Here is a 21,633-nt window from a genome sequence, read left to right as displayed (position 1 = left end):
GCTCAACTTGCATGCCCGACGCGCGGCGTGCGCTTCCATTTTCGGTCGCCCTGTCTAGATAAGGCGTCCAAGCAGGAGTTTCAATTCATGGCAGTGGTCAGCCCGACGGTTTGCAGCGTGAAACAGGCCCTATCCGGTGCCATCGAGGCCGGCAGCAGCGTCACCGTGCGTGGCTGGGTGCGGACGCGGCGCGATTCCAAGGCGGGCCTGTCCTTCGTCAACGTCACCGACGGCTCCTGTTTCGATCCGATCCAGGCCGTGGTACCGGCCACGCTGGCCAATTACGACACCGAAGTGAAGCATCTCACGGCCGGTGCCGGCGTGATCGTCAGCGGCACTCTGGTGCCCTCGCAGGGCAAGGGCCAGAGCTTCGAGCTGCAGGCCACTTCGGTCGAAGTGACCGGCCTGGTCGATGATCCGGAAACCTATCCGATCCAACCCAAGCAGCACTCGATGGAATTCCTGCGCGAGGTCGCCCACCTGCGCCCGCGCACCAACCTGTTCGGCGCGGTGACCCGCGTGCGCCATACGATGATGATGGCGATTCATCGCCATCTCACCGAGCGCGGCTACTTCTGGATCAACACGCCGATCATCACCACCTCCGACGCCGAGGGCGCCGGCGACATGTTCCGCCTGTCCACGCTGGACCTGGCCAACCTGCCGCGCGACGACAAGGGCAAGATCGACTTCCGCAAGGATTTCTTCGGCCGCGAAGCGTTTCTGACGGTGTCAGGCCAACTCAACGTCGAGTCGTACTGCATGGCGATGAGCAAGGTCTACACGTTTGGACCGACCTTCCGCGCGGAAAACTCCAACACACCACGACATCTGGCCGAGTTCTGGATGGTGGAGCCGGAAATAGCCTTCGCCGACCTCAGCGTCAACGCGGACGAAGCCGAAGCGTTGCTCAAAGCCATCTTCAAAACCATTCTCGACGAGCGTGCCGATGACATGGCATTTTTTGCCGAGCGCGTGCAGAGCGACGCAATCAGCCGTCTAGAAGCTTTTATCGCCAAACCGTTCGAACGCATTGATTACACCGATGCGATTACCATCCTGCAGAAGTCCGGTCAAAAGTTCGACTACCCCGTTGCCTGGGGTATCGACCTGCAGACCGAGCACGAGCGTTATCTGGCCGAGAAACATATCGGCCGGCCTGTGGTCGTAATGAACTACCCCGAAGCGATCAAGGCTTTCTACATGCGCTTGAACGACGACGAAAAAACGGTGGCCGCGATGGACGTGCTGGCGCCCGGCATCGGCGAAATCATCGGCGGTGCACAGCGCGAGGAGCGGCTGGATTATCTGGACCGCCGGATGACCCAGTTCGGTCTCGATACGGCCACTTACGGTTGGTACCGTGATCTGCGCCGCTACGGCACGGTGCCGCATGCTGGTTTCGGTCTGGGCTTCGAACGTCTGCTGGTGTACGTATGCGGGCTGTCGAACATCCGCGATGCCATCCCCTTCCCTCGCGCCGCCGGCACGGCCGAATTCTGAGTAACGCCAAGGCAATGACGTATCGATTACCCGCACTGTCCGTCGCGCTGATATCCATTGTCCTGCTGGGTGGCTGCCATACCGCCAAGAGCCTGATACCGGACACGCTGATTCCACCGAACCTCCGACCACCATCCGAGAAAGACGGCGACGCGTTGAAGCTGGCGCAGAAAAAGCTGCAGGACGCATCGCCATGCTGCAGCAGCTTCGCCGATTTTTCCTACCAGACCATTCTGCCGTGGCAGCCTCAAAAGTTTGTGCTTGGCAGCGATGCCATGGTGGCCAACTTGAACGGCGCGCATAGCTACTTTCTGGCCTTTCGCCTGCCTACCGGCATCAAGCTGCCTTATCGCGTGGCGATAAAGTCGGAATTGAACGGTCGCTGGTTGAGTTCGAGCTATCTCTTTGCGCCCACCGTCGTCACGCTGGATGACGGCTTTCAGCCAATCGGCACCAGCGATATCACCTTGTGTGAGCACGTAGGCTGGAGCAGCGAAACCACCGGGGCCTTCGGTGCGATGTCGATCAAGGACGAAAAGGCGCGCTACCTGTTGGTGTACAGCTCGGCGGCGCAGCAGTCGGGCAAAACCTATTGGGAGCAGTCTCCCGCAGCCGCGACCACGAGCACCAGCGGCTCCACCCCTTCGCTGGCCATGAATGCCAGCGGTACCTTCAGCGTGCCGCACGGCCCCGACGGTACGCTTTGGATCGGCATGATGGACAAGACCTATGCCAAGGCCGTGGACAAGGCGATCTGCAAAAAGCCGCCGCCAGGCAGCGGCGTGCTCAATACGCTGCGCGCCGATCTGCCGATTCCATGGATCAACGGCAGTAAGGACACCACCGACAGCAGCAACAAGTCCGACGACAACAAGAGCACGCAATGATCGCTCTCTATCTGGCGCTGCTGCTCATTGGCGTCATCGCATTCGTGCTCTCGTACGTCGCCCAGTTCAGGCTTGCCGGGCTCATGCGGCAGCGCCATCCACAGCAGTGGAAAATCATCGCCGAGCCGGAGTCGGGCAGGCCCTCGGGTCTGCGTACCTGGGTCCGCATGCAGCACGCGATGCGCTCGCCCGCCATCGCCGTGCTGGAAGACGCGGCCATCAATCGCTGGCTGCGCGTGTGGCGAACCAGCCCATGGTTCGGCTGGACCTGCTGGCTGGCCGCGCTCGCCATGCGTCTGCTGCATTGACCCTGGAACGGAGCGCACCATGCAACTAGATCTGAAAGGACGACATGCGCTGGTCTGCGGCGCGTCGCAAGGCATCGGCCGCGCCAGCGTCGTCGAACTGGCCGAACTCGGTGCCGACGTCACCTTGCTAGCGCGTTCAAGCGATGCGCTGAAATCCGTGGCTGAGAGCCTACCGCGTATTCACGATACGCAGCGGCACCGCTGGCACGCCGTCGACATGCAGGACACCGCCGCGCTGCAAACAACGGCGACCGGAATTGTGGCGCAAGCGCCCGTGCACATCCTCATCAATAACACCGGCGGGCCAGCCGGCGGACCGATCCAGAACGCGCCACTGGCCGAATTCGAACACGCTTTCCGGCAGCAGCTGCTGGCCGGCCAGGTGCTGCTGCAGGCGGTGCTTCCGGGCATGCGCGCAAGCGGTTACGGGCGCCTGGTCAACGTGATCTCCACCTCGGTCAAGGAGCCGATCGCCGGGCTTGGCGTATCCAATACTGTGCGCGCCGCCGTGGCGGCTTGGGCCAAGACGCTGGCCGGGGAGCTGGCGGCCGACGGCATCACCGTCAACAGCGTGCTGCCGGGATACACCCGAACGCAGCGGCTGGACAGCCTGCTGGCGGCGCAGGCGAAATCCAGCGGGCGCAGCGAACACGACATAGCGGAAAGCCTGCTTGCCGGCGTACCGGCGCGCCGCTTCGGCGAAGCCGGCGAAGTCGCCGCCGTTATCGCCTTTCTATGTACGCCGGCCGCGGCCTACGTCAACGGCGTCAGCATCGCCGTCGACGGCGGCCGTACCCGTTCGCTGAGCTGACCGACGATGCCCGAAGGTCCTGAAATTCGCCGAGCGGCCGATGCACTGGCCGCCGCCATGGTCGGACAGCCGCTGCGCATGATCTGGTTCGCCTATGCCGAGCTCAAGTCGTACGAAAAGGCATTGCAGGGTCGTCGCATCGAAGCGATCACGCCCCAGGGCAAAGCCCTGCTCACCCGCTTCGACAACGGCCTGACCCTGTACACCCACAACCAGCTTTACGGCGTATGGCGCGTCGCCAAGGCGGGCCAGCGCCCGACAACCAGTCGCGTGCTGCGCGTCGCACTTGAAACCGCCGAACAAGCGATTCTTCTGTACAGCGCCTCCGATATCTCGATCTGGCCGACCGAGCGTGTGCACGAACATCCGTTTCTGCAGCGAATCGGGCCGGATGTGCTCGACGAGACGCTCGACGAAGTCGGCGTGGCAGCGCGACTGGTCGACCGCCGATTTGCGCGACGCCAGCTGGGCGCGCTGCTGCTCGACCAGACGTTCCTCGCCGGATTGGGAAATTATCTGCGGGTGGAAATTCTCTGGCAGGCGCAGCTGCTGCCGACGCGTCGGCCGGTGGATCTGAGCGATACCGAACGGCATGCGCTGACCCATGCCCTGCTCGATCTGCCGCGACGCTCTTACCAGACCCGCGGCCGCCGCGGCGCCGGCCACCTGCAGGACACGCCGTTCAAATTCCGCGCGTACGAGCGCGAAGGCAGACCGTGCCCGCGTTGCAAAACCGTGCTGCAGAAAAGCACGGTGGCCAGTCGCCCGTTTTACTTCTGCCCCGACTGCCAGCGCTGAGCTCGCGTATGCTGCGCGATGGATTCCTTCCGAACGCCTCACCGGAGACTCTCGCGTTGACCACTCCTCTGCAAAACCTGATCGACGGCAACCGACGCTGGTCCGCCGCGGTGCGCGACACCGACCCGAATTTCTTCAAAAACCTCGCCGAGCAGCAGTCGCCGAAATACCTGTGGATCGGCTGCTCCGACTCGCGCGTGCCGGCCACCCAGATTGTCGATCTACCCCCCGGCGAAATCTTCGTGCAGCGCAACGTCGCCAACGTGGTGGCGCACACCGATCTCAACTGCCTCAGCGCGATCCAGTTCGCCGTCGACGTGCTGAAGGTCGAGCACATCATCGTGGTCGGCCACTACGGCTGCGGCGGTATCCAGGCCGTGCTCGACAAGCGCCGACTGGGTCTGGTGGACAACTGGCTGCGCCATGTCGGCGATGTCGCGCAGAAGCATGACCGACTGCTGTCCGCGCTGGACACGATGAAGCTTCGCAACGTACGCCTGTGCGAACTCAATGCGATCGAGCAGGTGGTCAACGTCTGCCACACCACCACGGTGATGGACGCCTGGGAGCGCGGCCAGAACCTGTCGGTGCACGCGTGGTGCTACAGCCTCGACAACGGTCATATGAACGACCTGGACATGCACGTTGAAGGGCGCGATGCACTATTTCAAAAGTATACGCATGCACTGGGTCGGCTGGGCCTGCAGGTCGAACCGATGTCTCTCTAGACGAACGCGTCGACAGGCGCACTGCGCCGCTCGCAGGGAGCCCTCGCACAACATGAGCTGATCGGGCCTCGTCGATTTCAAAAAAAGCCCGCCGGGATGCCGGCGGGCTTTTCCGTTTTCGCAAGGATGCGAAGGCTAGACGAATCTAGCTATCAGCCGGCCGTGGAAGCGGACGCCGGGGCGGCCGTCTTCTTGGCGGCCTTCTTGTGAGCCTTGTGCTTGGTGGTATGAGCAGCCTTGGTGCTGGAAGCAGCGGCCGGAGCGGAGCTTGCCGCGGCCTGAGCGAACACAGAGCCGGAAAGAGCCACGCCAGCCACGAGCAGGGAAGCGATCGCAAGTTTACGCATCATGATGTTGGGCCTCGAAATTAGTGTCGCGAGCCCGGCCGGAACCCGGCGTCTCGGGTGGCGCGACGAGACGACCTTAGCAGCACCGGGGGGATACCGATGCTGAACAAAACACGGGAAATTCACGGCGTGCCGATCGTGAAATCTTGACTTTACAAAGGCTTAATCTGAAGCGAAACAACTTGCGTTTAAGCGAGCGTCGCTTCGAGCAGCCGGGCAATAAGCTCCTGCACCCGAGCAGCTTTTTCCGTGTCGTAGGCAAAGCTTTGCTCGTCCATGTAGTTGACTTGGGCCAGCTCCAACTGCACCGCTTGCACGCCGGCAGCAGGATTTCCGTAGTGCCGCGTGATGTAGCCACCCTTGAAGCGCCCATTCACGGCAAAACTGAAGCGGGACTGCGCGTCTAGCCGCTGCTGGAGCTCGCTCTGCAGCGACGCGGTGCAGCTGGCACCGGCCGCCGTTCCCAGATTGAAATCGGGCAGCCGACCATCGAACAGCATCGGCACGCGGCTGCGGATCGAATGCCCTTCCCACAGCACCACGCGTCCATGCCGATCGCGCAACCTCGCAACTTCCTGCGACAACGCCTGATGATAAGGCTGCCAGAACTCGTTTACGCGCTGTTGCACTTCGGCACCATCAGGCTCGCAGCCGTCGAGATAAATCGCTTCACCGTCGAAACCGATGGTCGAGACCAGGCCGGTTTCGCGCTGCCCGGGATAAAGCGCGTGGCCGTCCGCCGGCCGATTCAAATCGATCACATAGCGCGAGGCCTTTGGCTTCAGCACGCTGGCGCCAAGCTGTCGCGCCAGCGGCTCGTACAGACGACCGACATGCCAATCGGTATCCGGCGAACGGCGCGCGGCCGGCTGCATGCGTGCAGCCATGTCGTCGGGGATAAAGCTGCCGTCGTGCGGCAGGCTGATCAACAAAGGTACGCTGCCGCGCTGAAGAGTGAAGTTTTCCATCCCGGCATTCTAGTGCCGACTGTCGATGGACGCTGCGACTTATCCCGCAACTGTCAGGCCATCGCCAGTAGCTCTTCGGCGACCGTCGGATGAATCGCCACGGCGGTCTCCAGATCGCGTTTTCGCAAGCCCAGCCTCAAGGCGACGGCAAAGCCCTGCAGTATTTCGTCGGTCCCGGGACCGAGCAGATGGATACCGACCACGCGCGCATCCTCACCGACGCACACCAGCTTCATCAGGCTCGCCTCCTTGCGCTCCACCAGCATGAACTGCATTGGGGTGAAACGGCTGCGGTATGTTTTGACGGCGTCGCCGTACTGTTGGCGCGCCTGCTCTTCGCTCAGCCCGACGCTGCCCAACGGAGGGTCGGAAAACACCACGCTGGGGATGGCGTCGCCATCGATACCGCTATCGGTTCGATCACCGAACAGACGATCGGCCAGCCGCCGTCCGTTGGCTACGGCGACCGGCGTCAGCGCCTTGTTCGTGGTGATATCGCCCACCGCATAAACACCGGTCACGCTGGTGTTCTGCTGCGCATCGACCTGCACGTGACCGAGTTTGTCGGTTTCCACGCCGATCACGTCCAGCCCCAGCCTTTCACTGTTGGGCACGCGGCCCACGGCCCACAGCACGGCGTCATACGGGCCGCGCGATCCGGCCTTGGCGTCTTCCAGAATGATGCCTTCGGCCATGCGTCGGGCACTTTTTATCTCGCTCTTGGTATCGATGGAAATACCTTGCGCTTCCATCTTTTCTCTCAGCGACTCGACCATCTCGGCATCGAAATTTTTCAGCAGCCGCTCGACCGCCAGCATGTCGACATCCGCGCCGAGCGCCCTCAGCAAGCCGGCAAATTCCACCGCGATGTAGCCGCCGCCGACAATCGCCACGCGACGCGGCATGGCCTCCAGCGCGAACATGTCGTCCGATACCAGCCCGAGCTCGAAACCCGGCAGATCGAGCCTTCGGGGACGTGCGCCGGTGGCGATAACGATATGCGCCGCCTGCAACCGGCTGCCGTCCGCCAGTTCGATGGTATCGGTCGCCACGAAGCGGCCCGTCTGATAAGCCACATCGATATGCTTTTCCTTCAATCGCTTGGCGTAACGCTCGTTGATACCAGCGATATAGCGATCGCGCAGGCCACGAAAATGCGCCCAGTCCAGTGACCCCGGGGTCGAGTCAAAACCGAATTCGACCGCCAGCGTTTGCTGGTGCGCCAGCTGCGCGGAAAGCCACAGGCTCTTTTTAGGCACGCAGCCGCGATTGACGCAGGTACCGCCCAACGCCAGCGCAGGGTCGACCAACACAACGCGGGCTCCGTGACGCGCCGCGCGAAAGGCGACGGACAGTCCGCCCGAGCCTGCGCCCAATACGATCACGTCATAAGTTGCATTCATTGGCGCGCTCTCCGTTTGATTTCCGCACGCTAGCGTGCGGTACGCGAAACCGATGTCAGATCGACATCTTCCTGCCCCAGACATCGCCGACTCGCTAGAGTCCAAATCGCGCCGGCGCGTAAGGCGACGCATCGACCGGCGAAACCGAACCGCCAAGCATGGATGCCGCCAGCTCGGCCGTACCCGTCGACATGCTGACGCCGAGCATGCCGTGCCCCGTTGCCAGCAGCAGGTTGGACCAGCGTGCGCTGCGGCCGATGATCGGCAGCTCGTCCACGCTCATCGGTCGCCAGCCCCACCACTCTTCCAGCAATGCCGGACCTTCCGGCTCGCGCAGTCCCTCTGCCGCACCGCGTCGCAGTGCGTCGATGCGCGTGCGGTTGATGCCTTCGGCGTAACCGGAAAATTCCATCGTGCTACCCAGCCGGTAACCGCTGTTCCACGTGGTGACGCAAACCGATGCCTCGCGCAGCACCAGCGCATGACGCGGGGCGAGCACAGGCCTGGAATACGTGAGGGAATAACCTTTGCCCGGCTGCATCGGCAGACACATATCCAACTTTTTCGACAGCAACGGTGACCAGGCACCGAGTGCGAGCAGCACGCTGTCGCCTGTGAATGCTCCCCGGCTCGTCATGACCCGGCGGATGCGGCCTTCTCCGGTCGTGAAGTCGTCGATGCGCGCGCCCGTTTCAATGACGCCGCCTAGCTCGATCACGCGCCGGGCCAACTCCGCCGCGTAACGATCCGGCCGCAGTCGCGCGTCGCCCCGATGAAAAAGGCCGCCAACGATACCCGGTTTCAGTGCCGGCTCGATCGCCTCGACATCGCCGCCGCGCAGACGCTGCACCTCGATGCCGAGACGATCGAGCACCGTCGCATGATGACGCTCATCGGCCACCTGCTTCGCGGCCGTGCGATAAGCGTAGAGCACGCCGGATTCGGCGAATTCGCACTCGAGTTTTTCATCGCGCACCAGCTCGGCCAGCAGTTGGCGCGAGCGCTGCAAGATGGCCAGGCGCGCGGACGCGGCATGATGGAAATCGCGCCAGTTGCAGCGCCTCGCAAAGCCCAGCAGCCAGCGCAATCGCGGTCCATCCAAACGCGGATTGAGATACAGCGGCGCATCGGCTTTCAGCATGGAGCGCAGCGCCACGCCGATCATTCCCGGCATCGCCAGCGGCGGCGCATGGCTCGGCGTAATGGTGCCGCAGTTGCCGTGCGAGCTGCCGCATCCCGGCATGCCCTGCTCCAGCACACGCACGCTCGCGCCCGCTTTCAGCAGATACAGCGCGCACGCCAGCCCGATGACGCCACCGCCGAGAATCAGCACATCGCTGCGATGAGTGTCCACTCGCCTCCCCCTCCGTTACGACGTCCGGCCCTTCCTATCTTGCACACCCAACATTTCGCGCGCACGCTGGCCGCAATCGTCCACTCGGGCTTTAGTATGACGGCTAAAATTCTCCTCACCGGGATTTATCTTGCTGCGTTACTGACGCCGATGATGGCAACCGCTCAGTCATACGACCACGACGAACTGGTGCTTTTCCAAAACATCGCGCGGCAGCCCAGCGACTGGGCGCGCTTCATTTACTTGTCGCACGCAGTACCGCATCTATCCATCTCTGAGCAAATTCTGGGAGAGCAACTGCTCTCCTCATCGGAAAGCGAACTCGGCCTCTACGACCAGGCCATTCTTGGATTCCCCCTCCGAAGTGAGGCCATCCCAAACCTTCCTCTTCCGACAACTGCGGACTGGCAGGCGGCAGATGCCACCGACGCCATCACGGCGCTGAGCAGCCGCCGCCGCATCGTTCTTATCAACGAGGCGCATCACGACGCCAATACTCGCGTACTGACGCTGGCATTGCTGCCTCGCTTGCGGGCGCTCGGGTTCAACTATTTCGCTGCCGAGGCTTTGAGCGACAAGGATCCCGAGCTGATGCGGCGCGGTTATCCCGTGCAACAAAGCGGCACGGAATATCTGCACGAGCCGCTTTACGGCGATATGGTGCGCGAGGCGATCCGACTCGGTTTCATCATCGTACCTTACGACTCCAGTGCGAGCGGCAAGGCACGCGAAGCCGAACAAGAAAACAATCTCTACCAGAGAGTGTTTGCCAAAGATTCCGGTGCTCGGCTATTCGTGCACTGCGGTTATGCCCATATCGATAAAGCCGAGGGACGACTGGGTGATATCAAGCCCATGGCTATGGGTCTGAAAAAATTGACCGGCTTCGATCCGCTGTCGATCGACCAGACTCAATTTCTCGAAGTCTTGGCGGATAGAACCGACGCCTATCATCAGCTGATAGCCAGCTTTCATCCGAAGAGCCCGATAATTTTAGTCAACCGAACAAGTGGCAGCCCATGGAGCGCAGCGCCGACACTGTACGACGTCAACGTCATCCTGCCTCTTTCCGTGAGCCTGAAGTCCTTCGGTGTCGCCAGTGAAGACAAACACGAGGGCGACTCGTCTCGTCTCTCGCACGATTTGATAAATTCGCGCGACATGCATCGGCCGAATTGGCTGACGCTTTCCGGCGATCGCTCCGCCATGCCCATCAGCGCCGATCTTTGTAGGAAACATTTTCCTTGCATCGTCGAGGCGCGCTACGTCGATGAATCGGACGACGCCATAGCCGCTGACAGGTATGTCTTTTTTGAGCCGCTTACCGATAGCAGACTGTATTTGCGCCCAGGCCGTTACCGGTTACGCACGATGGACAGTGACAGCGAAGTTCTATCCGAACAGACCATTCAGGCATCGAAGTAGGAGCTCGCCAGCGCATGGCCAGCAGCTGACCATTTGCGCCAAGGGAACCCTTGCATTCATGAATTACACATGTAATAGTTAAATTGATTACGCTCGTAATCTCACAGAACTACCAACATGAGCCCCAACATGTCGGATAAGACGATTGTCATCAGCGAGGCCGAAAGTCGGGTCATGGAGTTACTGTGGCAGCAATCGCCACAGACCTCTGAAGAAATGGTCGCGGCGTTGCTTGAACCCACCGGTTGGCACGAAAAGACCATCAAGACCCTGATCAATCGTCTGCTGGGCAAGGGCGCCATCAGCGCCGAAAAGGACGGACGGCGTTATTTGTATTCGGCGCTGCTGCGACGCGAGGACTGGCAGCAGCGCGAAAGCCGTAGCCTGCTCGACCGTGTGTTCGGCGGCAAGGTGGCGCCGCTGCTGGCGCATTTCAGCCAGCACGAAAAGCTGACGGCGAAGGACGTCGCCGAGCTGCGCAAGCTGATCGATGCCATCGACAAGAAAGGACGCAGGACATGATCGATACGCTGCTATACGTCAACATGGGTTTGCTGCTTGCGCTGGTCTGCCGCAAGCCCGCCCGACGGTTGTTTGGGGCAGGTCCGGCATTCACCCTATGGCTGTTGCCGCTACTGCTGGCGACGCTGCCGTATTGGCCTGCCGTGCCATCAACCTGGGCGACAACGCCGATGATCCTGGTACTGCCTGCTGCGCGAACTCTAATAGCGCAGGCCGCGCCTTCGTTATCGGCTGCGCGCTGGGCCGCCATGCTTTGGGCAACGGGCGCATCGCTCTGCGTTATCCGCCTGATAGTTCATTACCGGCGACTGATGCGTCAAACGCGGCCGCTGCCGCCGGCCATGGCACAAGCGCTGCAACCCGATCGGGTCGGTATCGACACCCGTCGACTGCGCCTGCATGCAAATGGCCCCGCGGTTCTCTGGGCACCGCATAGCCTGCTGTTGCTGCCGCAGGATTTTCTCGATCGTTTCGACGGCGCCGAACGTCGTCTGGTGCTTCGGCACGAAGCGGCTCATCTGCGCCGCGGCGATACCTGGTGGAACCTGATCGCGGAATTGGCGTTTGCCCTGCTCTGGTTTCATCCGCTGGCATGGCTGGCCATGCCGCGCTTTCGACTGGATCAGGAGCTGGCATGCGACGAACGCGTTCTGCGCCAGTCGCCGCAGGATGAAACCGCTTACGCCAACACGCTGCTGCACAGCATCGGCATGGACTCCACGCCTGTGCTTATTCCCTGGCTCGCCGAGCCCCAACTGAAGGAGCGACTGACCATGATTCAACGACTTCGTCCCGGCGCGCTGCGTCGGCGTGTGGGCTTTATCGGGCTGGCTTTGCTGATGCTGGCCAGTGCCATCGTGGCCCAGGCCGCAGGGAGTACTAGCGTCGACAAGAACGCCGACGCCAACCTCAGCTACAACGCGACTGTTCAACCGTCATATCCTGCTGATTCGGTGAAGAATCACGAGCAGGGAACCGTGCTTGTCAATGTGCTGGTTGGTATTGACGGCAAGGTACATTCCATCAAAGTCGATCCAGCGACACAGGCTTCGCCCGCCTTGGTCAAGGCGACGACGGACGCAGTGAGTAAGTGGCACTTCAATCCGGCCATAAAAAACGGCAAGCCGGTCGAAGCTTACGCCAGGGTTCCGGTCAACTTTGCTATGTCCGAGCCGGCGTTAAAACCCGCCAAACCCGCAACACTGCCACCTCCACCGCCGCCGGCCCCGTCACATGCCTCGTCCAGTATCTGAGAACTTCCTTATAAGCTATTGATTTGATAACCTCGGCGCCGTCGCTCGCCGAGGTTTTTTTATGCGCCAGGATCCTGCAATCCGTTTTGCGCATGCGCTGCCGTCATGGCGGACCGCCCGCCGCCTGGTTCTCGCGGGTGTGATTCTGCTGCTGGCCGCCTGCTCTAGTACGCCGCATCGGCGCGAAGCGACGTTCAAGGACTCGCACTCGTCGCTCGCGGATCTGCCGGCCCGCGCCCCGTCGACGGCCAATGTCGGTACGGCCAACGACGTGCTGTTTCGCGCCATCGCCCTGGTCGGTACGCCGTATCGCTGGGGTGGTAATACGCCGGCCGGCGGCTTCGATTGCAGCGGTCTGGTGGACTACATCTACCGCAACGCCGCCGACCTGCTGCTGCCGCACAGCTCGCGCGAGATGGCCGCGATGAACGGCGAAAAGGTTCGGCAAATGACCGATCTGGCCAGCGGCGACCTGGTGTTTTTCGGCGGGAGCGGCGGCGTCAGCCACGTTGGCGTGTACGTCGGCAAGGGGCGTTTCGTGCACGCGCCGAACAGCGGCGGCACGGTGCGGCTGGATGACATCGACGGCCCGTACTGGCGCGATCACTTCATTTACGGCAAGCGGCTGCTGGATTGAACCCGCATTGGGGCCCATAAAAAACGGCGCTCAACGGCGCCGTTTTTTTATGATGCTCGAATACAAACGATCAGTGTGCGGCGGCGTCCGGCGCATGCGCGTGGCCATGCTGCAGCTCTTCTTCGGTCGCATCGCGCACGTCGGTCACGCTGACGTCGAAATGCAGGTCCTTGCCAGCCATCGGATGGTTGAGATCGACGTCGATCGTGCTCATGCCGACCTTGTGCACGGTTACCGCACGCTGGCCGCCTTCCTTCAGCTGCAGGATCGTGACCATGCCGGGCTTCAGACGGTTGGCCTGCGGAAAATATTTTTTCGACATGCGCTGGATCTGGTCTTCCTGACGCGCACCGTAGCCGTCGGCGGCCGCGACGTTGACTTCCAGCGTGTCGCCGGCCTCGTGGCCTTCCAGCGCGTTTTCCAGGCCCGGAATCAGCTGACCATGGCCCAGCAGCACCCACAGCTGCTGTTCGCGATCGTGCGAACTCTCGACCTTCTCACCGTCGACCGTCAGCGTGTAGTGGAGTGCGATGACCTTGTCCTTGCCAGCCTTCATTGCCTGTCTCTCGAATGATGAAAGACGGCGATTCTATCAGGTGGGCTCTTTCTCGAAATCCAGCCCGCGCGCTTCGGGCCCCAGCCAGACCAGCAGCGCCAGAATCATCGCCACCACGCCGATCCATAGCGACATGGCAAAGGCAAAGTCGTGGCCGTGCCACTCGGCAATCCAGGTCTGCGCCGTTGCCGTGCCCGCCGCCAGCAGGTTGCCCATCTGGTAGGCAAAGCCCGGCAAAGTGGCGCGCATCGGCCCGGGCGACAGTTCGTTGAGATGGGTGGGCACCACGCCCCATGCACCCTGCACCATCACCTGAATCAGGAACGCACCCAGGCCCAGCAAGAGCAGCGAGCCGCCATACGCCCACAGTGGAATCACCGGAATCGCCAGCAGCGCAGCGATGATCATCGCCTTGCGCCGACCGATGCGTTCGGACAGCACGCCGAAGAACAGCCCACCGACCAGGGCGCCGAGATTGAGCAGCGCCACCAGCATGAAGGCTGTGCCCGAACTGGTGTCCAGATGAAGATTGACCTCTTCGAAGGTGTGGTACATGTCCTGCGAGCCATGGCTGAACATGTTGAACGCAGCCATCAGCAGCATCAGATAAATGCCGAGCTTCCAGTGCCCGCGCATGGATTCGCGCAGCGTCTGCTTTTGCCGCGTGGCCTTGCCCTTTTCCCACACCGGCGACTCCGGCACGCTGCGGCGGATATACAGCACGAGCAGCGCCGGCACCGCGCCGACGATGAACAACCCGCGCCAGCCGATGTGATCGACCAGCAACCAGTTCGCCAGCGCCGCGAGAAAAAAGCCGCAGGGATAGCCGCTTTGCAGCAGCCCCGAGATCAGGCCCCGCGACTTGGCCGGAATCGACTCCATCGCCAGCGAGGCGCCGATACCCCATTCGCCACCCATCGCCACGCCGAACAGAAAACGCAGCACCAGCAGCACGGTTAGCGAGGGCGAAAACGCGGTCGCCAGTTCGAACACCGAGAACAGGATGATGTCGAGCATCAGAATCGGCCGGCGGCCGAAACGGTCGGCCAGCCGTCCGAACAGCAGCGCGCCGATCGGGCGCGCCGCCAGAGTCAGGAACAAGCCGTAGGTCACCGCCTTGTTGTCGACACCGAACTCTTTGGCGACGCCAACGATGACAAAGGTCAGCAGAAAATAGTCGAACGCATCGAGCGTCCATCCGAGAAAACTGGCGAGCACGGTATGCCGCTGGGTGTGGTTGAGTTCCCGCAAGGGCGCAAGCAGCGACATCTGGCTTTCCTTGAATTGCATCGACGAATAACCTTTATCGTATGTCGGACGGACGTCTCGTTGGCAACGCCGAAGATGAAGATTTCGCACAAGTCATTGCAAGCCTGCGAGCGCAAGCCGGCGATATGCGCAGACGTTGGCCGGCAACTCTTTTGCTTCGCTGCAACAAAAACAAGCGCAACGATGGTTATCGCGCTATACTTGGCGGCGAAGTCGTTCTGACTTCAGCGGCAGCCGCCGCATCTATCCCCAAGTCTGCAACACGGTATGAACACTCCGGGTTGCTCAGGAGTGTTACTCATGTCTTTCGATTCGCTGGGCCTTGCGCCCGCGTTGTTGCGTGCGCTTGCCGATTACGGCTACACCAAACCCACCCCGATCCAGGCCGCCGCGATCCCCGCCGCGCTGGAAGGCCACGACCTGCTCGCTGCCGCGCAAACCGGTACCGGCAAGACTGCCGCCTTTGTACTTCCCCTGCTGCAGCGTCTGTCGACCAGCGGCCAGACCATGACGCGCCGTCCGCGTGCGCTCATTCTCACCCCGACGCGCGAGCTGGCGGCCCAGGTTCACGAGAACCTGCGCGACTACGGCAAGCACATCCAGGTCAGCGCCACCACGATCTTCGGCGGTGTCAGCATGGGCCCGCAGATCAACGCGCTGCGCCGCGGCGTCGACGTGGTCATCGCCACGCCGGGTCGTTTGATGGATCACATGCAGCAGCGCACGCTGGATCTGTCCGGCGTCGAGACGCTGATCCTGGACGAAGCCGACCGCATGCTCGACATGGGCTTCCTGCCTGCGCTGAAGCGCATTCTCGTGGCGCTGCCGAAAAAGCGTCACACGATGCTGTTCTCGGCCACGTTCGCTCCGGCGATCAAGGCGCTGGCGATGGAGTTCATGCACAACCCGAAAGAGATTTCGGTCTCCGCACCGAACACCGTCACCACCCTGGTCAGCCACCAGGTGCATCCGGTCGACGCCGCGAAAAAGCGTGACCTGCTGCTGCATCTGCTGTCGGTCGACAGCCGTCGCCAGTCGCTGGTGTTCAGCCGCACCAAGCATGGCGCCGACAAGCTGGTCACCTTTCTCAATGCCTCGGGCCTGCGCTCAGCCGCGATCCACGGCAACAAGAGCCAGAACGCTCGCACCCGCGCCCTGAGCGATTTCAAGAGCGGCCGCATCACCGTACTCGTGGCGACCGATATCGCCGCGCGCGGCATCGATATCGACCAGCTGCCGATCGTGATCAACTTCGATCTGCCGTCGGTGGCCGAGGACTATGTGCATCGCATCGGCCGCACCGGTCGCGCCGGCATGGAAGGCCTGGCGATTTCGCTGGTCAGCCACGACGAGAGCGGGTTGCTGCACGACATCCGCAAGCTGCTGAAGCAGGACATCGCGATCAACCCGGTGCCCGGCTACGAGCCTTCCGCACCGCTGCGACTGGATGCGGGCGCACCGCGGCCGAAGCAGGGTGGCGGTGGCGGTCAGCGCCAGTCACGCGCGCCGCGGCAGGGCAAGCCGGCCGGCTCCGCACGACCCACCGGCTACGCGCCGCAGGGCCGTGGCGACCATGCCGCCGGTAACCAGCGCCGTCGCTCGAACCAGCGGCCGGCCGCCAAGGCCTGAGCCGATTTGATTTGAGCAATGCCAAAGATGGCGGCCTTCGGGCCGCCATCCTCGTTTGTGGGATCCCTCGATAGACTCAGTCCTCTGAACGAATCTTCGCGGTGAGCACATGGTCTCGCCAGGACCCGGCGATCTTCAGGTACGCGCGCGCATACCCTTCGCGCTCGAACCCTAGGCGCTCGAGCAACCGCGCGCTGCGCTCGTTGTCGGGTAGATGATTGGCCATAACCCGATGCAGGCCCAGAGCACCGAACGCCCAGGCCAGCGTTGCCTCCAGCGCTTCTTTCATCAAACCAAAACCTTGCCATCGAGCGCCGACACCATAGCCCAGGATGCAAGCCTGAAAAGGCCCGCGCGCCACGTTGGACAAAGTAATGCTGCCGATTATCTCGACTGCGTCGGTGTTGAATAAGAGCAATGAATAACCGCGATCTGCGCGAGCGGCCGCCTCGGCTTCGGCGATAATCCTGCTGCACTCCGACAGCGTGTAGTAGCTGGCTTCGCGCATCGGCTCCCACGGGCTCAAGTGCTCGCGGTTCTCCAAGCGATAAGCAAGCAGCTGCGGTGCATCGGCCGGCACGGCTAAACGGATCAAGCAGCGCGGCGTCCGCAAAATCGGCAGCGCCGTCATGCCAACGCTAGTGCCGCCGCGTGATGACGAAGGTGGTCTTCCATAAACGTAGAGATAAACCAGTAGCTGTGGTCGTAGCCCGCCTGCCGGCGCAGCAACAGCTCCTGCCCGGCCTCGGCACAGGCCTGGTCGAACAGCTCCGGCTTGAGCTGACCCTCCAGAAACTGATCGGCCTCGCCCTGATCGATCAGGATGGTGCCTGGGAAGGTTTGCTTGCGGACCAACTCGCAGGCGTCGTAATCGGCCCAGGTCGGCGTGTCCTCGCCGAGATAGCGCGGCAGTGCCTTGAGCCCCCACGGCACCTGGCTGGGCGCAACGATAGGGGCAAACGCGGACACCGAGCGATATCGATGCGGGTTTTTCAGTGCGATGGTCAAGGCACCATGTCCGCCCATCGAATGGCCGAAGATGCTGCTGCGTGCAGCATCGATCGGAAAGTTTTCCGCGATAAGGGCCGGCAGCTCGTCGACGATGTAGCTGTACATCCGAAAATTCTTCGACCAGGGCGCCTGCGTCGCGTCCAGATAAAAACCGGCGCCTTCACCGAACTCCCAGTCGCCGGTTGCGCCGTCGATATTTGTGCCGCGCGGGCTGGTGTCGGGCATCACCAGGATCAGCCCCAGCTCCGAGGCGAGCCGCTGCGCGCCGGCCTTGATCGTGGCCGTTTCTTCGGTACAGGTGAGCCCCGCCAGGTAATACAGCACCGGGCAACGCCCTTTTTCGGCCTGCGGCGGCTGGTACACCGCGAAACGCATCGGCCCCGCGCATGTTGTCGAGGTATGCCGGTAAATGCCCTGCACGCCATCGAAGCTGCGCTGTTCGGAGATTTTCTCGAGGGTGCTCATGGCGGCTATCGCTCCTGGTCGGTGGGTCGCATCAGTATTTCGTTGATATTGACGTGCGCTGGCTGACTGACGCAGAACACGATGGCATGCGCGACATCTTCCGGCTGCAGCTGGCGCAGGCTGTCGGCACAGGCATTGATCGTCTTTTTCACCTCGGCGTGGCCGATGTGATCGCGCAGTCCGGGCGCAAGGGCGGTGGTTCCCCCGATATCGGAGAAGACACCAGCACTGAGGGCCACACGGTCTTTAAGTCGATGAGACACGCTTTCTCCGGGGTAACGGCCAGATCATGAGCAACTGGATTAGCACAAAGCCGTGTCAGGACGCATGTTGCGGCGGGCCTTGACGCACGGGGCTGTTACAATAGTGCTCTTCTTACACCCTTGCATGCCCTCTGCATGACATCGAAGGCTCCCATGTCCCCCGCGTCCCCCGATTCCACCCCGGCTACCGCTGCCGGTTTCAGCACTCTCGGTCTTCCCCCCGAGGTGATCCGAGTTCTCAGCGACGTCGGCTACGAGTCGCCCTCGCCGATTCAGGCCGCCACCATTCCACCGCTGATGGAAGGCCGCGACGTGCTCGGCCAGGCCCAGACCGGCACCGGCAAGACCGCCGCGTTCGCCCTGCCGATCCTGTCGCGCATCCATGCGCGCGCCGGCAAGCCGCAGGCGCTGGTGCTCGCACCTACACGCGAATTGGCCATCCAGGTGGCTGAAGCATTTCAGCGCTACGCCGCGCATATTCCCGGTTTCCAGGTACTGCCGATTTACGGCGGCCAGAGCTACGGCCCGCAGCTGCATTCGCTCAAGCGCGGCGTGCACGTCGTGGTTGGTACGCCGGGTCGCGTGATCGATCATCTGGACAAGGGCACGCTGGATCTGTCCGAGCTGCGCTTTCTGGTGCTCGACGAAGCCGATGAAATGCTGCGCATGGGCTTTATCGACGACGTCGAGAAAGTGCTGCAGGCCACACCGCCGGAGCGCCAGGTCGCGCTGTTCTCGGCGACCATGCCCTCGGTGATCCGCAAGATCGCGCAGAAGCACCTGAAGGATCCGGTCGAGGTCACGATCAAGTCCTCGACCACCACGGCGCCGAATATTCGCCAGCGTTACTGGTTTGTCAGCGGCATGCACAAGCTCGATGCGTTGACGCGCATCCTCGAGGCCGAGCCGTTCGACGCGATGATCATCTTCGCGCGCACCAAGCAGGCCACCGAAGAGCTTGCCGGCAAGCTGCAGGCGCGTGGCCTGGCGGCCGCCGCGATCAACGGCGACATTGCGCAGGCGCAGCGCGAGCGGGTCGTGCAGCAGCTGAAAGACGGCAAGCTCGACATCCTGGTCGCTACCGACGTCGCCGCGCGCGGACTCGATGTGGACCGCATCAGTCATGTGTTCAATTACGACATCCCTTACGACACCGAAAGCTACGTGCATCGCATCGGCCGCACAGGACGCGCCGGCCGCAGCGGCGAGGCGATCCTGTTCGTCAGCCCGCGCGAGCGCGGCATGCTCGGCGCCATCGAGCGCGCCACGCGCCAGCCGATCGAGCAAATGCAGCTGCCGTCGGTCGACGTGGTCAACGATGTGCGTATCGGCAAATTCAAGCAGCGCATCAGCGACATGCTGGCGCAGGGCGACCTGGGCGAATTCCAGAAACTGATAGAGCAGTACGAGCAGGAGCACAACGTGCCGGCGATCGAAATCGCCGCCGCGCTGGCGCGCATCGCCCAGGGCGATCAGCCACTGCTGCTGGCGCCGCCGCCGAAGCGCGAAAAGTACGAGTCGTCGCCGCGCGAGCATTCGTCGCGCGAGAGGCCCACGCACGATAACGGCAGACATGACCGTGCCTCGTCGGATCGTCCGTCGCGCGACCGGCCGACCGGCGAGCGTCGTCCGCCGGCGGATCGCGACAGTGCCAGCAGTCGTCCCGCGCGCGACTTCAAGCCGCGCGAGTCCGCGTCGCACGACGGCGCGCCGCCGCGCGGCGAGTTGGGCAACCGGCCGGTTCGCGCGCATGCCACCGAAGAGGGCAAGCGCACGTATCGCGTCGAAGTCGGTCACGAGCACGGGGTGAAGCCGGGTAACATCATCGGCGCCATCGCCAACGAAGCCGGGCTGGAAAGCCAGTTCATCGGCCGCCTCAGTATCCGCGACCACTACAGCCTGATCGATCTGCCGGACGGCATGCCGAAGGAAGTGTTCGAGCATCTGAAAAAGGTCTGGGTGGTGCAGCAGCAGCTGCGCATCCACGAGTGGGACGGCAACGACACGGCATCCAGCAGCGCGCCGCCAGCGCGCAAGCCGGGCGGTTCGGGCAAGCCAGGTTTCAAACCCGGTGGACCGAAGCCCGGCAGCTTCAAGCCGGGCGGCGGCAAGCCCCCGCACCGCAAGCCGTAACCTGAAGCTCGACCGAAAGCCGCAGCCCACGCTGCGGCTTTTTTTATTTCGTCAGCGGCACTCGCATCGAGATTGTTCCGATCTTGCGACACATCGTTTCCGCGCAGCGCGCTCCGCTGGTCATGCAAATGACAGGATTGACCCTATCTTTGGTATATCCCACCGAGATACTGTCGTTATGACCTCCTTGCCCAGTCTCTACATCTCCCACGGCTCGCCGATGACTGCTCTACAGCCGGGGCTTACCGGCCAGCGGTTGGTCGAGCTGGCTGCACTGCTGCCGAAGCCGCGCGCCATCGTCATGGCCAGCGCCCACTGGCTGTCGCGCAAGCCGCAGGTCGGCGGCGCGGCAATGCCGGAAACCATCCACGATTTTCGCGGCTTCCCGGCCGAGCTTTATGCGCTGCGGTATCCCGCACCGGGCGCACCCGATTTGGCCGTAAAGGTGGCTGAACTGCTGGCGCGGGCAGATCTATCCGCCACGATTGATCCCTCGCGAGGCCTCGATCACGGTGCCTGGGTGCCCCTGCGCCTGCTTTATCCGGACGCCGATATTCCGGTGGTACCGATCACCATTCAGCCTGAGCTAGGGCCGGCCCATCAATACGCCGTCGGCCGCGCCCTGGCGTCGCTGCGCGACGAGGGCATCCTGGTCATCGGCTCAGGCAGCATCACGCACAACCTGCATGATTTTGGCGCCGCTTATAGCGAGCAGCGGCTGGCGCCTTACGTGCAGCCTTTCATCGAATGGATCGAACAGCGGCTGGCCGTCGGCGATATCGACGCCCTGCTCGACTACCGTCGCCAGGCACCCGGCGCCGAACGCGCCCATCCCACCGACGAGCATCTGCTGCCGTTGTTCGTCGCGCTGGGCGCAGCCGGCCCGAACGCTCACGCGCAGCGCATCGATGCAGGCATCGACCTCGGCTTTCTGGCGATGGATATCTATCGCTTCAACTAATTCAACGCGACGAGTAAACGCAGCAAATCAATCGTTCGACGACGACACGTGCGATGTGGCTGGCCAGTCCGCTGGCGTCAGCAGCGGCAAGCCATGTCCCAGACGCGCCTTGTCGCACTGTGCGCTCACCCTGCCAAATTCCCACGACGGCTCCACTTCGCGGCATACCGACGGGCGCTGCTCGTAGATGCCGCAATGCGCCGCGTGGCCCACCACGCCAAGCAGGGCGACGCAGCGCGGTTTGGCCGCATTGGTGCCGCGCATCGCCAGCCGATGCGGATCGAGTTTCTCGGTCAACTCCAGCGGCACGCTGCCGCCGGTCACGCCCTCCGCTTCGGACCAGTGGAAGGCCACGCGGAAAAATGCGCAGCAGGCGCCGCAGCACAGGCAGGGATGGTCCAT

At 62.7% G+C, this 21,633-nt stretch carries 23 protein-coding genes; 13 read left to right on the top strand and 10 right to left on the bottom strand.

Annotated features, from left to right (window positions below):
* The first annotated feature begins 87 nt into the window (after positions 1–87).
* Genes asnS through can form a run of 6 tightly spaced genes read left to right on the top strand, consistent with a single transcriptional unit; the run spans position 88 to position 5,035 of the window.
* A complete protein-coding gene (gene asnS / locus HDE78_RS12010; protein ID WP_179479659.1) occupies positions 88–1,503 on the top strand; it encodes an asparagine--tRNA ligase in 1,416 nt (471 codons plus the stop codon).
* A gap of 14 nt (positions 1,504–1,517) precedes the next feature.
* Positions 1,518–2,390 carry a MalM family protein gene (locus HDE78_RS12005; RefSeq protein WP_179479657.1) on the top strand — a complete coding sequence of 291 codons (873 nt, stop codon included), beginning with the start codon at positions 1,518–1,520 and terminating at the stop codon, positions 2,388–2,390.
* Complete coding sequence (locus HDE78_RS12000) at positions 2,387–2,698, top strand: hypothetical protein (protein ID WP_179479655.1); 312 nt, start codon at positions 2,387–2,389, stop codon at positions 2,696–2,698. The genes HDE78_RS12005 and HDE78_RS12000 overlap by 4 nt, the downstream gene beginning before the upstream one ends.
* A 19-nt stretch (positions 2,699–2,717) precedes the next feature.
* Positions 2,718–3,509, top strand: coding sequence for an SDR family oxidoreductase (locus tag HDE78_RS11995; RefSeq protein WP_179479654.1), 792 nt, complete (start codon positions 2,718–2,720; stop codon positions 3,507–3,509).
* 6 nt (positions 3,510–3,515) lie between these two features.
* Positions 3,516–4,307 carry an endonuclease VIII gene (gene nei, locus HDE78_RS11990; RefSeq protein WP_179479652.1) on the top strand — a complete coding sequence of 264 codons (792 nt, stop codon included), beginning with the start codon at positions 3,516–3,518 and terminating at the stop codon, positions 4,305–4,307.
* Positions 4,308–4,363: 56 nt separating this feature from the next.
* The gene (can, locus tag HDE78_RS11985; protein ID WP_255457770.1) at positions 4,364–5,035 is read left to right on the top strand and encodes a carbonate dehydratase; all 672 of its coding nucleotides are present in this window, start codon (positions 4,364–4,366) and stop codon (positions 5,033–5,035) included.
* Between the two features lie 152 nt (positions 5,036–5,187).
* Here the strand turns inward: can and HDE78_RS11980 are convergent, their stop codons facing one another.
* The 4 genes from HDE78_RS11980 to HDE78_RS11965 form a co-directional block, all read right to left on the bottom strand.
* Positions 5,188–5,385, bottom strand: coding sequence for a hypothetical protein (locus HDE78_RS11980; RefSeq protein ID WP_218862292.1), 198 nt, complete (start codon positions 5,383–5,385; stop codon positions 5,188–5,190).
* 185 nt (positions 5,386–5,570) lie between these two features.
* Entirely contained in the window at positions 5,571–6,350 is a 780-nt protein-coding gene (hutG, locus tag HDE78_RS11975) for an N-formylglutamate deformylase (RefSeq protein ID WP_179479648.1), read from the bottom strand.
* A 53-nt stretch (positions 6,351–6,403) separates the two neighbouring features.
* Positions 6,404–7,753, bottom strand: a complete 1,350-nt coding sequence (gene gorA / locus HDE78_RS11970) for a glutathione-disulfide reductase (RefSeq protein ID WP_179479646.1) — start codon at positions 7,751–7,753, stop codon at positions 6,404–6,406.
* A gap of 94 nt (positions 7,754–7,847) precedes the next feature.
* Positions 7,848–9,107 (bottom strand): FAD-dependent oxidoreductase, encoded by a 1,260-nt coding sequence (locus HDE78_RS11965; protein ID WP_179479644.1) that lies wholly within the window; start codon positions 9,105–9,107, stop codon positions 7,848–7,850.
* 39 nt (positions 9,108–9,146) lie between these two features.
* On the opposite strand from HDE78_RS11965, the gene HDE78_RS11960 reads away from it, so the two are divergent.
* From HDE78_RS11960 to HDE78_RS11945, 4 genes are all read left to right on the top strand, one after another.
* Positions 9,147–10,532 (top strand): hypothetical protein, encoded by a 1,386-nt coding sequence (locus HDE78_RS11960; protein WP_255457769.1) that lies wholly within the window; start codon positions 9,147–9,149, stop codon positions 10,530–10,532.
* Between the two features lie 129 nt (positions 10,533–10,661).
* Positions 10,662–11,054, top strand: a complete 393-nt coding sequence (locus HDE78_RS11955; protein ID WP_179479640.1) for a BlaI/MecI/CopY family transcriptional regulator — start codon at positions 10,662–10,664, stop codon at positions 11,052–11,054.
* Positions 11,051–12,307, top strand: coding sequence for a M56 family metallopeptidase (locus tag HDE78_RS11950; RefSeq protein ID WP_179479638.1), 1,257 nt, complete (start codon positions 11,051–11,053; stop codon positions 12,305–12,307). Before HDE78_RS11955 ends, HDE78_RS11950 begins: the two co-directional genes overlap by 4 nt.
* A 61-nt stretch (positions 12,308–12,368) precedes the next feature.
* Positions 12,369–12,944, top strand: coding sequence for a C40 family peptidase (locus HDE78_RS11945; RefSeq protein ID WP_179479636.1), 576 nt, complete (start codon positions 12,369–12,371; stop codon positions 12,942–12,944).
* Positions 12,945–13,014: 70 nt separating this feature from the next.
* Here HDE78_RS11945 and HDE78_RS11940 read toward each other — a convergent pair whose 3' ends face one another.
* Positions 13,015–13,500: a peptidylprolyl isomerase gene (locus HDE78_RS11940; protein WP_179479634.1), complete on the bottom strand. Its 486-nt coding sequence runs from the start codon at positions 13,498–13,500 to the stop codon at positions 13,015–13,017.
* A gap of 36 nt (positions 13,501–13,536) precedes the next feature.
* Positions 13,537–14,769 carry an MFS transporter gene (locus HDE78_RS11935; protein WP_179479786.1) on the bottom strand — a complete coding sequence of 411 codons (1,233 nt, stop codon included), beginning with the start codon at positions 14,767–14,769 and terminating at the stop codon, positions 13,537–13,539.
* Positions 14,770–15,069: 300 nt separating this feature from the next.
* Between HDE78_RS11935 and HDE78_RS11930 the strand changes: the two genes are divergently transcribed.
* Complete coding sequence (locus HDE78_RS11930; protein ID WP_179479632.1) at positions 15,070–16,398, top strand: DEAD/DEAH box helicase; 1,329 nt, start codon at positions 15,070–15,072, stop codon at positions 16,396–16,398.
* A 76-nt stretch (positions 16,399–16,474) separates the two neighbouring features.
* Here HDE78_RS11930 and HDE78_RS11925 read toward each other — a convergent pair whose 3' ends face one another.
* Genes HDE78_RS11925 through HDE78_RS11915 form a run of 3 tightly spaced genes read right to left on the bottom strand, consistent with a single transcriptional unit; the run spans position 16,475 to position 18,137 of the window.
* Positions 16,475–17,029 carry a GNAT family N-acetyltransferase gene (locus HDE78_RS11925; protein WP_179479630.1) on the bottom strand — a complete coding sequence of 185 codons (555 nt, stop codon included), beginning with the start codon at positions 17,027–17,029 and terminating at the stop codon, positions 16,475–16,477.
* The gene (gene fghA, locus HDE78_RS11920) at positions 17,026–17,874 is read right to left on the bottom strand and encodes an S-formylglutathione hydrolase (RefSeq protein ID WP_179479628.1); all 849 of its coding nucleotides are present in this window, start codon (positions 17,872–17,874) and stop codon (positions 17,026–17,028) included. Before fghA ends, HDE78_RS11925 begins: the two co-directional genes overlap by 4 nt.
* A 5-nt stretch (positions 17,875–17,879) precedes the next feature.
* The gene (locus HDE78_RS11915; protein ID WP_255457768.1) at positions 17,880–18,137 is read right to left on the bottom strand and encodes a hypothetical protein; all 258 of its coding nucleotides are present in this window, start codon (positions 18,135–18,137) and stop codon (positions 17,880–17,882) included.
* 153 nt (positions 18,138–18,290) lie between these two features.
* Between HDE78_RS11915 and HDE78_RS11910 the strand changes: the two genes are divergently transcribed.
* Both HDE78_RS11910 and HDE78_RS11905 read left to right on the top strand, forming a co-directional pair.
* On the top strand, positions 18,291–20,270 hold the full coding sequence (locus HDE78_RS11910; protein ID WP_179479626.1) for a DEAD/DEAH box helicase: 1,980 nt from the start codon (positions 18,291–18,293) through the stop codon (positions 20,268–20,270).
* 178 nt (positions 20,271–20,448) lie between these two features.
* Positions 20,449–21,231, top strand: a complete 783-nt coding sequence (locus HDE78_RS11905) for a class III extradiol ring-cleavage dioxygenase (protein WP_179479624.1) — start codon at positions 20,449–20,451, stop codon at positions 21,229–21,231.
* Positions 21,232–21,258: 27 nt separating this feature from the next.
* Here the strand turns inward: HDE78_RS11905 and HDE78_RS11900 are convergent, their stop codons facing one another.
* A complete protein-coding gene (locus HDE78_RS11900; RefSeq protein ID WP_179479622.1) occupies positions 21,259–21,633 on the bottom strand; it encodes a YkgJ family cysteine cluster protein in 375 nt (124 codons plus the stop codon).

It is taken from the genome of Rhodanobacter sp. K2T2 (genome assembly GCF_013408815.1).
Taxonomy (GTDB): domain Bacteria; phylum Pseudomonadota; class Gammaproteobacteria; order Xanthomonadales; family Rhodanobacteraceae; genus Rhodanobacter.
This window is presented reverse-complemented; position numbering and strand designations above follow the sequence as displayed.

What these genes read in the sequence shown, in the direction of transcription:
- asnS (WP_179479659.1), top strand. Translation starts at nt 88, where the DNA reads ATGGCAGTGGTCAGCCCGACGGTTTGCAGCGTGAAACAGGCCCTATCC.
- HDE78_RS12005 (WP_179479657.1), top strand. Translation starts at nt 1,518, where the DNA reads ATGACGTATCGATTACCCGCACTGTCCGTCGCGCTGATATCCATTGTC.
- HDE78_RS12000 (WP_179479655.1), top strand. Translation starts at nt 2,387, where the DNA reads ATGATCGCTCTCTATCTGGCGCTGCTGCTCATTGGCGTCATCGCATTC.
- HDE78_RS11995 (WP_179479654.1), top strand. Translation starts at nt 2,718, where the DNA reads ATGCAACTAGATCTGAAAGGACGACATGCGCTGGTCTGCGGCGCGTCG.
- nei (WP_179479652.1), top strand. Translation starts at nt 3,516, where the DNA reads ATGCCCGAAGGTCCTGAAATTCGCCGAGCGGCCGATGCACTGGCCGCC.
- HDE78_RS11980 (WP_218862292.1), bottom strand. Translation starts at nt 5,385, where the DNA reads ATGATGCGTAAACTTGCGATCGCTTCCCTGCTCGTGGCTGGCGTGGCT.
- hutG (WP_179479648.1), bottom strand. Translation starts at nt 6,350, where the DNA reads ATGGAAAACTTCACTCTTCAGCGCGGCAGCGTACCTTTGTTGATCAGC.
- gorA (WP_179479646.1), bottom strand. Translation starts at nt 7,753, where the DNA reads ATGAATGCAACTTATGACGTGATCGTATTGGGCGCAGGCTCGGGCGGA.
- HDE78_RS11955 (WP_179479640.1), top strand. Translation starts at nt 10,662, where the DNA reads ATGTCGGATAAGACGATTGTCATCAGCGAGGCCGAAAGTCGGGTCATG.
- HDE78_RS11950 (WP_179479638.1), top strand. Translation starts at nt 11,051, where the DNA reads ATGATCGATACGCTGCTATACGTCAACATGGGTTTGCTGCTTGCGCTG.
- HDE78_RS11945 (WP_179479636.1), top strand. Translation starts at nt 12,369, where the DNA reads ATGCGCCAGGATCCTGCAATCCGTTTTGCGCATGCGCTGCCGTCATGG.
- HDE78_RS11940 (WP_179479634.1), bottom strand. Translation starts at nt 13,500, where the DNA reads ATGAAGGCTGGCAAGGACAAGGTCATCGCACTCCACTACACGCTGACG.
- HDE78_RS11935 (WP_179479786.1), bottom strand. Translation starts at nt 14,769, where the DNA reads ATGTCGCTGCTTGCGCCCTTGCGGGAACTCAACCACACCCAGCGGCAT.
- HDE78_RS11930 (WP_179479632.1), top strand. Translation starts at nt 15,070, where the DNA reads ATGTCTTTCGATTCGCTGGGCCTTGCGCCCGCGTTGTTGCGTGCGCTT.
- HDE78_RS11925 (WP_179479630.1), bottom strand. Translation starts at nt 17,029, where the DNA reads ATGACGGCGCTGCCGATTTTGCGGACGCCGCGCTGCTTGATCCGTTTA.
- fghA (WP_179479628.1), bottom strand. Translation starts at nt 17,874, where the DNA reads ATGAGCACCCTCGAGAAAATCTCCGAACAGCGCAGCTTCGATGGCGTG.
- HDE78_RS11910 (WP_179479626.1), top strand. Translation starts at nt 18,291, where the DNA reads ATGTCCCCCGCGTCCCCCGATTCCACCCCGGCTACCGCTGCCGGTTTC.
- HDE78_RS11905 (WP_179479624.1), top strand. Translation starts at nt 20,449, where the DNA reads ATGACCTCCTTGCCCAGTCTCTACATCTCCCACGGCTCGCCGATGACT.
- HDE78_RS11900 (WP_179479622.1), bottom strand. Translation starts at nt 21,633, where the DNA reads ATGGACCATCCCTGCCTGTGCTGCGGCGCCTGCTGCGCATTTTTCCGC.